Annotated in this window: 9 protein-coding genes; 2 read left to right on the top strand and 7 right to left on the bottom strand. The window is 39.3% G+C overall.

Annotated elements, in window-relative coordinates; genetic code table 11:
* A partial coding sequence (locus AN964_RS04725; RefSeq protein WP_152982413.1) for a transposase occupies positions 1 to 298 on the top strand: 298 nt, incomplete at its 5' end.
* A gap of 159 nt (positions 299 to 457) precedes the next feature.
* Here AN964_RS04725 and AN964_RS04720 read toward each other — a convergent pair.
* Together AN964_RS04720 and AN964_RS04715 are read right to left on the bottom strand one after the other, a co-directional pair.
* Complete coding sequence (locus tag AN964_RS04720; protein WP_083489422.1) at positions 458 to 1,801, bottom strand: L,D-transpeptidase family protein; 1,344 nt, start codon at positions 1,799 to 1,801, stop codon at positions 458 to 460.
* 270 nt (positions 1,802 to 2,071) lie between these two features.
* Entirely contained in the window at positions 2,072 to 2,446 is a 375-nt protein-coding gene (locus AN964_RS04715; protein ID WP_055741140.1) for a ribosomal maturation YjgA family protein, read from the bottom strand.
* Between the two features lie 210 nt (positions 2,447 to 2,656).
* Here AN964_RS04715 and AN964_RS04710 point away from each other — a divergent pair, with 210 nt between their 5' ends.
* Positions 2,657 to 3,499, top strand: a complete 843-nt coding sequence (locus AN964_RS04710) for an aldo/keto reductase (protein WP_055738595.1) — start codon at positions 2,657 to 2,659, stop codon at positions 3,497 to 3,499.
* Between the two features lie 107 nt (positions 3,500 to 3,606).
* Here the strand turns inward: AN964_RS04710 and AN964_RS04705 are convergent, their stop codons facing one another.
* The 5 genes from AN964_RS04705 to AN964_RS04685 form a co-directional block, all read right to left on the bottom strand.
* Positions 3,607 to 5,208, bottom strand: coding sequence for an APC family permease (locus AN964_RS04705; RefSeq protein ID WP_055738594.1), 1,602 nt, complete (start codon positions 5,206 to 5,208; stop codon positions 3,607 to 3,609).
* A 322-nt stretch (positions 5,209 to 5,530) separates the two neighbouring features.
* The gene (gene dapA, locus AN964_RS04700) at positions 5,531 to 6,427 is read right to left on the bottom strand and encodes a 4-hydroxy-tetrahydrodipicolinate synthase (protein WP_055738593.1); all 897 of its coding nucleotides are present in this window, start codon (positions 6,425 to 6,427) and stop codon (positions 5,531 to 5,533) included.
* Positions 6,428 to 6,458: 31 nt separating this feature from the next.
* Complete coding sequence (locus AN964_RS04695) at positions 6,459 to 7,463, bottom strand: proline racemase family protein (protein ID WP_055738592.1); 1,005 nt, start codon at positions 7,461 to 7,463, stop codon at positions 6,459 to 6,461.
* Positions 7,464 to 7,497: 34 nt separating this feature from the next.
* Positions 7,498 to 8,520: a proline racemase family protein gene (locus tag AN964_RS04690; RefSeq protein WP_055738591.1), complete on the bottom strand. Its 1,023-nt coding sequence runs from the start codon at positions 8,518 to 8,520 to the stop codon at positions 7,498 to 7,500.
* Positions 8,517 to 9,698 (bottom strand): NAD(P)/FAD-dependent oxidoreductase, encoded by a 1,182-nt coding sequence (locus AN964_RS04685; protein WP_055738590.1) that lies wholly within the window; start codon positions 9,696 to 9,698, stop codon positions 8,517 to 8,519. Before AN964_RS04685 ends, AN964_RS04690 begins: the two co-directional genes overlap by 4 nt.
* Positions 9,699 to 9,796 lie beyond the last annotated feature (98 nt).

Here is a 9,796-nt window from a genome sequence, read left to right as displayed (position 1 = left end):
CCGTATACTCTTCATAATATTGAGTAAGGATCATCAAAAAGTAGTGACTCGTCATATTTGGCAAGAGTACCTTGAGGAAGCAGATCATCTTCGTCATCACAAAGAGGTAAAAACGATATATGCGAAACGCAAAGAAACGATTGAGCGTGTATTTGCAGACGCAAAAGAAAAGCATGGTATGCGTTGGACAACGTTAAGGGGACTTAAAAAATTGTCGATGCAGGCGATGCTTACTTTCGCTGCCATGAATTTGAAGAAAATGGCCAACTGGATATGGAAAGGTCCGGAAATGGCCTAGTAGATGAGGATGAGAGAGGTCAGCATACACCCAAAAAGGTAAAAAAGTAAGAACAAAATCAAAAGGGGTTCGGAATGTGACCATTCCGAACCCCTTTTGTCTACAATCTGAACACACATGTATAAAAACATGTGTGTTGAGCTTAAAATAGCAATCAGCTTAATAAATAATAACCGGCTCGTTTTGTTCAAGATTGTCATAGACCGTTTTCATGACGCTTGGCGGTGTGTTAACGCAACCGCCTGATCCATAATGAAGGTAGGCATCACTAGCCCAATTTGTCCGCCAGTACGCATCGTGGAATCCGCAGCCGCTATTGGTAAAAGGTGCCCAATAGTTGACTTTAATAGAATAATTCGGATTACCTACTTCACTTCCTCTAAGTACGGATGGAGATTTTTTATACATAATATACCATACACCTTTTGGTGTATCTTCATTGGTATCATGTCTACCAGTGACAACGTGGGTAGTGACCTTAAGCTTTCCATCTTTATAAATCCAAATACGTTGATCTTTTATCGAAACTTCAGCATAGGTGTTGCCTATCCCATTGTTTGCTGTCGTATGATAGCCTACGCCATATGTGTTCCAACCAATTCCATAAACATTATATGCAAGAATCGACTTTTTCCCTTTTTCAAGTGCAGCTTGAATGCGTTTCGATTCTTCGACAACATTGATGGACCATCCATAGGATTCCCCTTTTACCGATATCACTTTCCCTGAATGAGTTTTAAAAGTGTAATTTTTATGTAGAGTTGATTGAGTACGATTAATTTCAGCTATTTTATTTTGAATATCACTTGGATCGATCGTAACCTTCAAATCCTTTGATATCGTTGCATTTTTAATTACATCTTGACCATTAAAGGAATATATTTTGTTCTGAACCTTATAGTCGACGTTTCGCTGCATGAGTTCCTGCAGCTTTTTCTTTTGCTCTTTTACAATCGCACTGTCCGCTTTGATAGGCTGCAAATATGCGACTTTTAAATGGATTACACTACTATATTCATGCTTACTGTAGTCCTTTAATAATGTTGCAACGTCATACTGATTACCAGCTTCGCTTTTGGAGACAATCATTTTCCCTTGCTTCAATTGGACTTGAGCGTCTTTCGGTGCTTTTAAGCTTTTATTCATCGAAACAAGCTTTTCTTCTACCTTCTGTTTCATCGTTTGGTTGCGATATTGATCCAAGTTTATTGGTAACAGCGAATAATTTTTTTCCCGTGACGAAGGAAAAAACGTTTGCTGCGTCTTTAATATTTTCTTGAGTTCCGGCAAATTTTCATCTGTAAAACCAGTCTTCGTGTTTTTTCCATTAAAAATAAGCTTATTACCAACATAGACATCATTTTTCATGACAGTTGTTTTCAATTTTTTTATTGCTTTTTCAGCTGTCAATCCACCAACTTTTGTATTATTAATCGTGATGTTTGCATTGAAATGCGTTGACTGATAATAGTAAATGCCACCTAATGCGACAATGATTACCATCACAATAATACTAATAATAATAGGTAATTTTCGCACAGCTCTTCACCTCTCACATAATTGAAATCATTGTTTAATAGATTAAAAGCCAGTAGAGCAAAGCATTTCTGACCTGGGCGAAGGGATACTTAAACAAGTTATCATATGAATCTTATGTTTAACTTAATCTCTCCTCCACTATACCAAAATCATTGAATTTTATCCAACAATTGGTAACTACCTTTACAAGGGTAAAAAGCTGTACAAAATTTCATATAACGTATTTAAACCTTATCATCTATACATCTGTGCCATTTTGTCCAGCAACACGGCAATCAAAATTCCTTCTGAATACCGAATTAAATCCATTATTAGAAACCCTTTGCCTAAAATTAATGCTCCGAGTATGGTATTACGGATTTGATTAATCCAGTCTGCCTGGTATAGCTGGCTAAACTCGATTCCGAAACTAAAAAAAATACTGAGACAAAATGCTAGGAACAAGCTCTTCCGCACAAGTAATAAACGGAAGCCGAAATAGACCATCATTGCCCAAAGCGCGTCCCCTGCGTTACGTGCAACAAATAACGGAAGAAGATAACTGAATTTCCTAGAGGCAAGACCCAATACAATGGTGATGCCGACAGCTACTAAATACACTATTCGCATATTACGGTATTGTAAGCTTGATTTGCTTTTTAATATTTTGTTAGAGATCAAACGGATCACTCTTTTTCTTAGATTTATTCAATAACCTACATTATAAAGAAATGACTTGGATTTGAGGAGAAAGAACCTTTTTTCCTATATAAAACTGAATTTATGAATTATCTCAAAATATATGCTACTCTTAAAATATCTTAGAAAGGAGTGATTTTCATGGGTATAGAAATTCCGGAAATAACGCTTCATGACGGATTGAGAATACCGGCTATTGGTTTTGGTACATATAGTCTAAAGGGAAATGAAGGTGCCAACGCGATAAAAAGCGCCATTGATTTAGGTTATAGACTCATTGATACTGCTTATAATTATGAAAATGAAGGAGCCGTCGGAGAAGCCATTAGAAGGAGTACGGTTCCAAGAAAAGATTTACTCATTACGTCAAAATTGCCCGGTCGCTACCATACATATGACAAAGCGGTCGTGACTATTCAAGAATCGTTATATCGCGCGAATCTTGATTATTATGATCTATATCTGATTCACTGGCCAAATCCCCAACAGGATCACTATGTAGAAGCTTGGCAAGCTTTAATCGACGCAAAAAAATGGGGGTTAATCCGTTCAATCGGGGTTTGCAACTTTTTACCGGAACATTTGGAACGGTTAAAAAAGGAAACTGGTGTTTTGCCAAGTATTAATCAGATAGAATTACACCCATTTTTTAACCAGGAAGAGCAAAGAAAATGGCATGAAGAGAATGATATTGCGACAGAGTCTTGGAGTCCATTAGCCCGTGCAAATGAAGTCTTAAAAAACGACACTCTGCAAAAAATTGCGGAGCATCACAACAAATCAATCTCACAAATTATTTTACGCTGGCATTACCAGCTCGGTGCCATTGCCATTCCGAAATCAGCATCTCCTGTTCGTCAGCTTGAAAATATTTCAATATTTGATTTTGCCTTAGATGCAGCAGAAATGGCGGAGATTTCAGGAATAACACGCCCTGATGGAAGAATGAGGGATCAGGATCCAGCCACTTATGAGGAATTTTAATTGGATATCAGGGACAGGTCCCTTGACCCATTAAAAAACTGTGCCCCCTTTCCCTGCATGGAAAGGGGTGGACATATTAAAATGACAAAATGTTTCTCACAACTCGTTTAGCCAGCATTTTTTGTGGAATGCAGTTCCTCCGAAATATCTACAGCATCATCATCGAATACCGCCTTTGGAAGACCTGTTCGACTTCCCCAGTAATATGTAATGATAGAAATTACGACTACTATAAGCAGATCCCAAGGATGTTTTATAGCTTCCGTGCCTCCGAAAAGTCCAAAATAGGAAATAACAATGATGGATGCATAGTAAAAGACCAGCCACATGGATGATTTGACTTGTTGTTTGAAGCTAACAGTCTTAGTAGGTACCCATTTTTTAAAGAATAAATAGATAATGAACATAACAATTTGTGAACCAAGGAGCCAGGAAATCGTTTTCCAACCGGACCAGTACACGATTAAGGTTGCAATAATAAACGAAAGGGGACCAAGAATAACCATACCCTTTAAATAAAATGGACGTGGTAAATCAGGTGCATTACGACGGAAAGATGCAGCCGCAATAGGAGCGATCGCATAGCTTAAGACGAGAGCTGCTGAAACAACACTGATTAAGGCCTCCCAAGACGGAAATGGCAATGTCCAGAAGACGGACAAAATAAAGGATAACCAAACTGCTGGACGCGGAATTCCTGATTTTTCATCAACTTTAGTAAAAATTTTAAACAAAGTTCCACTGCGGGCCCATCCGTACACTACACGTGGGGTCGTAGACATATAAATGTTTCCTGTCCCGCTGGGAGAAATAATGGCATCTGATACAATAAAGTACACGAGCCATCCAAGTCCTAATACAGCTGCTATATCCTTGAATGGAAGACTAAATTCCTTCCCAACTCCTGACCAGCCGCCTGTTAGCATATTTGTAGGAATACTTCCTAAAAAGGCTACCTGCAACAGTACATAGACGATTGTCGAGAGAACTACAGACAATATCAAAGCGATTGGAATGGTTCGCTGTGGATTTTTTGCTTCACTTGCAACCGAAACAATAGGGGTTAATCCTAAATAAGCAAAAATTACTCCTCCAGTAGAGATGGCAGATTCGATACCAAAGAAACCTGATGGTGCAAATCCATGAATAGTAAAGTTCGCTGATTTCAATTGTGTTAACAAAACAACAATGGTTAGTGCTGGAACTAAAAATTTAAAGATAGTGACAATTGTATTGGACTTCGCAAAGGTTTTTATACTCCAATAATTAAGAAGAAAGAAAATACATAATAACGCAAATTGTACAATCCAACCGGACATCGTTGGTAAGCTTGATCCCGTTTTTGTTAAACTTGGCCACCAGGCTGCCGCATATTGTCGTGCCGCCTCTACTTCAATCGCTATAAGACTTGAATAAGCAATCAAAGTAATAAACCCGATAAGATACCCCATAAGCGGACCGTGGGAATAGACAGGATAACGAACCACGCCACCAGCTCTAGGTATGGCAGCGCCAAGCTCACAATAAACTAGTCCCAATAATAGAATGGCTATTCCACCGATAACCCATGAAAGGATTCCCGAAGGTCCCGCAAGTGCTCCGACATGACTGGCGGAAAAAAGCCACCCTGAACCAAAGATCGCTCCAAACCCTATAAAAGTAAGATCTGACAGAGAAAGCTGTCGTTTAAATTTCCCTTGTGTTGACATGTTCATCGCCCCTTTAATAATGAAATGGATTGGTGATTATAAATGGCAATCAGTGGAAGATCCTTTCTATCCTCCACCATATAGTCAAACTCTAGCTTATTAAAGACAGTTATCCCGTATACTCTTCATAATATTTCAAAGTCTTGTCCATTGCAGGTGTAGCAACAAAAGCGTAAAGCCCTTGTTCATGCTATGACAAAAAATGATGCAATAAAGTGGAAGTTTAACTTTAACTTCCACTTTGGACGTCATTTGACCTAAAGCAGACAAAAATCTTCTGTCAAAAGAGAAGAAGCTTCGACACCTTCTCTATAAAATGGCTTTATTTTTGTATGACGAATAAACTTTCTAATATACCTTGTAGTTTTGCATCTTCTTCAGGTGTTAATGGCAAACGTGGTTTGCGCGAAGGTCCTCCAGCTAAGCCTTTCAAATCCATTACGCGTTTAATGATTTGCACGTACTTTCCGGACTCTTCGATAAAACGGCAAAGAGGCAGAATTTTATCGTACAACTCCCAGGCTTTCTCTAGCTCCTTGTTTTCTACTGCATCAAAAAGATTAGTAACTAATTTTGGTGCTGCATTTCCAGCTACTGATATCCATCCTGTCGCACCAACTAAGAAGGATTCTAATACTAAATCATCGGAGCCGCAGAATGTTTTGATGAAGCCCTTTCCTTGTCTGGAAATATCCCGGACTTTACGGATGTCACCGCTAGATTCTTTCACATGAGTGATATTATGAATGTCACGGCCAACGCGGAGAATTGTTTCTGTACTAATGTCCACACCCGATGTAAATGGGTTGTTATAAATCATAATGGGAAAATTAACTGCCCCTGCTACTGCTTTGAAATGTTCATAGATTTCTTCTTCCTTTGGGTGAGCATAATAAGAATTTATTAATAGGGCACCGCTTGCTCCTGCAGCTTCGGCTTGCTGTGTATATTCGATGGCTTCTTTCGTCGTTTCTGCAGCTGTGCCTACAAGCAGCGGAATACGACCTTTGATTTGAGCAACGGCCGTTTCAACAACTTTAAAACGTTCTGATTTTGATAAGCTCACAAATTCACCTGTGCTTCCATTAATAACAAGCCCAGCGACACCTTCACTGATGAAATGCTCAATATTCCTTTTTAAACCTTCCCAATCGATTTCCTCCTGACTATTCATTGGGGTAATAATGACAGGATAAGCTCCTTTAAATTCCTTAAACATGTTGATCTTCCTCCTTATTTTTAATGGTTATTTATTTTAATAGAAACCCGTCGGCAAGCGGATCACTCGGGTCTACAAAAAACTGATGAAGCCCCGTAACGAAAGCCCTTCCATTAATTTCTGTAATAATAGCTTGATAGTCTTTTATCATTGTTTTTCCTACACATTTACCACTTAATTGACTTCCAACAATGCTTTCATTTACAAATAAATCATTTTCTGCTAATCTTCCACTTTCATAAAGACTGGCCAATAGGGCAGATGTTCCTGTCCCGCACGGTGAACGATCAATTTGCTGGTCGGCAAATACAGTTACACTTCGTAAATCTGAATTTGGGCGATGAGCTTTATCTGTAAAAATCACACCGTATATTCCTGAAATTCCGTCTTCTAGTGGATGCTGTACCATAAGCTTGTCTTCAATGGCCTCTTTAATCTGTTTTGCTGTCTTTTGAATCATGGGCAATTGTTCAATATTTAATGAGAGGGAAAAATCACTAGCTGTGACAATCGCATAGAATGCTCCTCCGTATGCGACGTCAATTTGACATTCTCTATTCCCAACAGTAAGGACTAAATTTTTTTTATATACAAAAGAAGGCACATTCAAAAATGCTACTGACTGAACCTCATTATTTTCAAAATAGACCTTTGCTGTAATTAAGCCGGCAGGAGAATCTATCAAAATAGTCTCTTTTTCCGGTGATATGTGAAGTCTCCCTGTTTCAACTAAAGCCGTAACCACCGCTATAATTCCATGTCCACACATCGTACTTAAACCCTCATTATGCATAAAAAGAACACCAAACTCAGCTTTCTCACTAACGGGTGGTGTAACAATACACCCATACATTCCATGATGTCCCCGTGGTTCATACATAAGGATCTGCCGGATATGATCAAGATTTTCCGTAAAATATTGTCTCTTTTCTAACATGGTATTTCCTTTAATATCGGGAACCCCACTGATTATTATCCTTAACGGTTCTCCTGCAGTATGGGTATCGATCGTTGAAAAGTGTTGATGAAACTCCATCTTTTATCCCTCCTTCTAAACAGAGTTTTTACATTTAATGCCCCTTCATTGGCGGAATTAATAGAAATCCATCATTTAATTCATCCTTTGGCTGATAAAAAAATTGATGCATTCCCATCACCCAGGCAGAACCGGTGATTTCCGCCACAACCGCATCTAGCTCGCCAACTTTGGCAAGTTTGACAATCTTTCCTTTAAATAACGACCCGACAATACTCTCATGAACAAATTCTTGCCCTACCTCGAGCTTTTTATAGTGGAAAAGAGTTGCCATTTTAGCACATGTTCCAGTTCCGCATGGAGAACGGTCGATACCGCCAGGAGGTACAACAACAGTATTTTTTACATCTGCCTTTTTGTCAGTTGGATCGGTAAAAAACTCAACATGGGTTAAACCGTGAATAAACGGTGACTCCGGATGAATCACTTCCACAGACGCATTAATCGCATCCCGAATTTGAATCGCTGTTGATATAATCGTTGACCCATTTTCCGGAGAGAGATCAAGACCTAGTTTTCGTGCATCTGTTATCGCATAAAAATTACCGCCATATGCTATATCACATGTCACAACACCTAAACCAGTAACTTCAACCTCTACCGTTTTAAGTAAAAACGCTGGGATATTGCAAAATGTCACCTCTTTTGCCTTGCCATTTTCAACCGTTATTGCTACTTCCACAAGTCCCGCAGGTGTATCTAAAGTAAGATGGGTTTGGGGCTCCTTAATTTCTATTAATCCCGCTTCCACTAATGCCGTACAAAAACCAATTGTGTCATGCCCGCACATCGGGAGATATCCGCCGGTCTCAATATAAATCACACCAAAGTCAGCTTCAGGATGACAAGGCTCCACCATTAAAGCTCCGGACATTACTTCATGTCCACGAGGTTCATACATTAAAAAGGTGCGAATCCAATCATAATGCTCTTTCATATACAGCATCTTTTCTGCCATCGTATGACCTTTTAATGGAGGTATCCCTCTTAAAACTGTACGTGTTGGATTCCCGCCAGTATGGGTATCAATTGTGTAAAATACTTTTTCTGCTTTCAATGAACACTCACCCTTTCTATAAATCGATCATGGCGGAGCGGTTCATAAGGAATAATAGTATTTGATTGCTCACGAATTAGTTCATCTATTAATTTACCTGTAACAGCCGCTAGACTAATACCATCTCCTTCATGCCCTGCTGCAATATAATATCCCGGTACTTTTTCTACATGGGAAACAATTGGTAAATGATCCTCTGTCCACGGTCGCAATCCGGCATAGCTGCGAATTACCATCATATCAGCCATCTGCGGATAAAAACGAATCGCCCTTCTGGCAATACATCTGACCACATTCATATCGACTTTCGTATTGTAACCTGCAAACTGACGACTGCTTCCAATAAGGAAATTCTGGCTTTCCGTTGGTTCAAAAACCAACGCCACTCCATATTTTTCCGTTTCTTTATCCACTTGTCTTTTGCCGCCAAATTTCGAAATCAAATAGCCAAATTCCATCACCTTACGCAGTCCGACTGGCTGTTGCCGTGAAGCAACAATGATATGCCCTTTTCTCGGCTTTATCGGTACTTGAACTCCTACCATTTCACCAATATAAGGTGCCCACACTCCCGCTGCATTCACTACCTTTTTAGCGGTGAAAGTGCCGTTAGTCGTTTCAATCGTAAAAAACTCCCTCTTTATAATGTTTTTCACTTCTGTCTGTATAAAAATTCTTGCCCCTTGTTTTTGTGCTTTATCAAAAAGAGAGTAGGTAAGTAAATACGGATTCACCGTAGAATCTGTCGCACACTCTAGGCCACCCAATAAATCCTCCGCAAAATAGGGAGACTCTTGCCTAATATCTGAGCGGTCCAACATCCTAAATGGCAATCCTGCTTCTTTTTGACGGTCCACCCATTTCTTAGCAGCAATCATTTCATCCTCTGATTCGCATACTAAAATACTTCCCGGTGCACGGTATTCAAAAGGCAAATCCAACTCCCTGCTCAAGTCATCTACTAACTGCTGACTTTTTAAAGACATTTGGCTGTCGAAGCCTGGGTCTTTATCAATCGCCAAAATATTTCCATCACATCTTGATGACGTGCCACTTACAAGTTCCCCTTTCTCAAGGACAATGCAATCTAGGCCGGATTTCGAAACATAGTAAGCAATCGCACTTCCTATAATCCCGCCACCAATAATAATGACTTCCGCATGTTTGCTTTCCTCCATTATGTACCTCCTCCCAAGAGAGTCTGAAATTATAGATTGCAAGATTCGTGCCAATCACCACTATTATTTCCTTTAATATATTTATCTAAATTATTTGT

This window comes from Heyndrickxia shackletonii (assembly GCF_001420715.1).
Lineage (GTDB): Bacteria > Bacillota > Bacilli > Bacillales > Bacillaceae_C > Margalitia > Margalitia shackletonii.
This window is presented reverse-complemented; position numbering and strand designations above follow the sequence as displayed.

Bases quoted from the DNA above. Each gene is read 5' to 3' on its own strand.
- AN964_RS04720 (WP_083489422.1), bottom strand. From the start codon at position 1,801: ATGGTAATCATTGTCGCATTAGGTGGCATTTACTATTATCAGTCAACG.
- AN964_RS04715 (WP_055741140.1), bottom strand. From the start codon at position 2,446: ATGCGAATAGTGTATTTAGTAGCTGTCGGCATCACCATTGTATTGGGT.
- AN964_RS04710 (WP_055738595.1), top strand. From the start codon at position 2,657: ATGGGTATAGAAATTCCGGAAATAACGCTTCATGACGGATTGAGAATA.
- AN964_RS04705 (WP_055738594.1), bottom strand. From the start codon at position 5,208: ATGTCAACACAAGGGAAATTTAAACGACAGCTTTCTCTGTCAGATCTT.
- dapA (WP_055738593.1), bottom strand. From the start codon at position 6,427: ATGTTTAAGGAATTTAAAGGAGCTTATCCTGTCATTATTACCCCAATG.
- AN964_RS04695 (WP_055738592.1), bottom strand. From the start codon at position 7,463: ATGGAGTTTCATCAACACTTTTCAACGATCGATACCCATACTGCAGGA.
- AN964_RS04685 (WP_055738590.1), bottom strand. From the start codon at position 9,698: ATGGAGGAAAGCAAACATGCGGAAGTCATTATTATTGGTGGCGGGATT.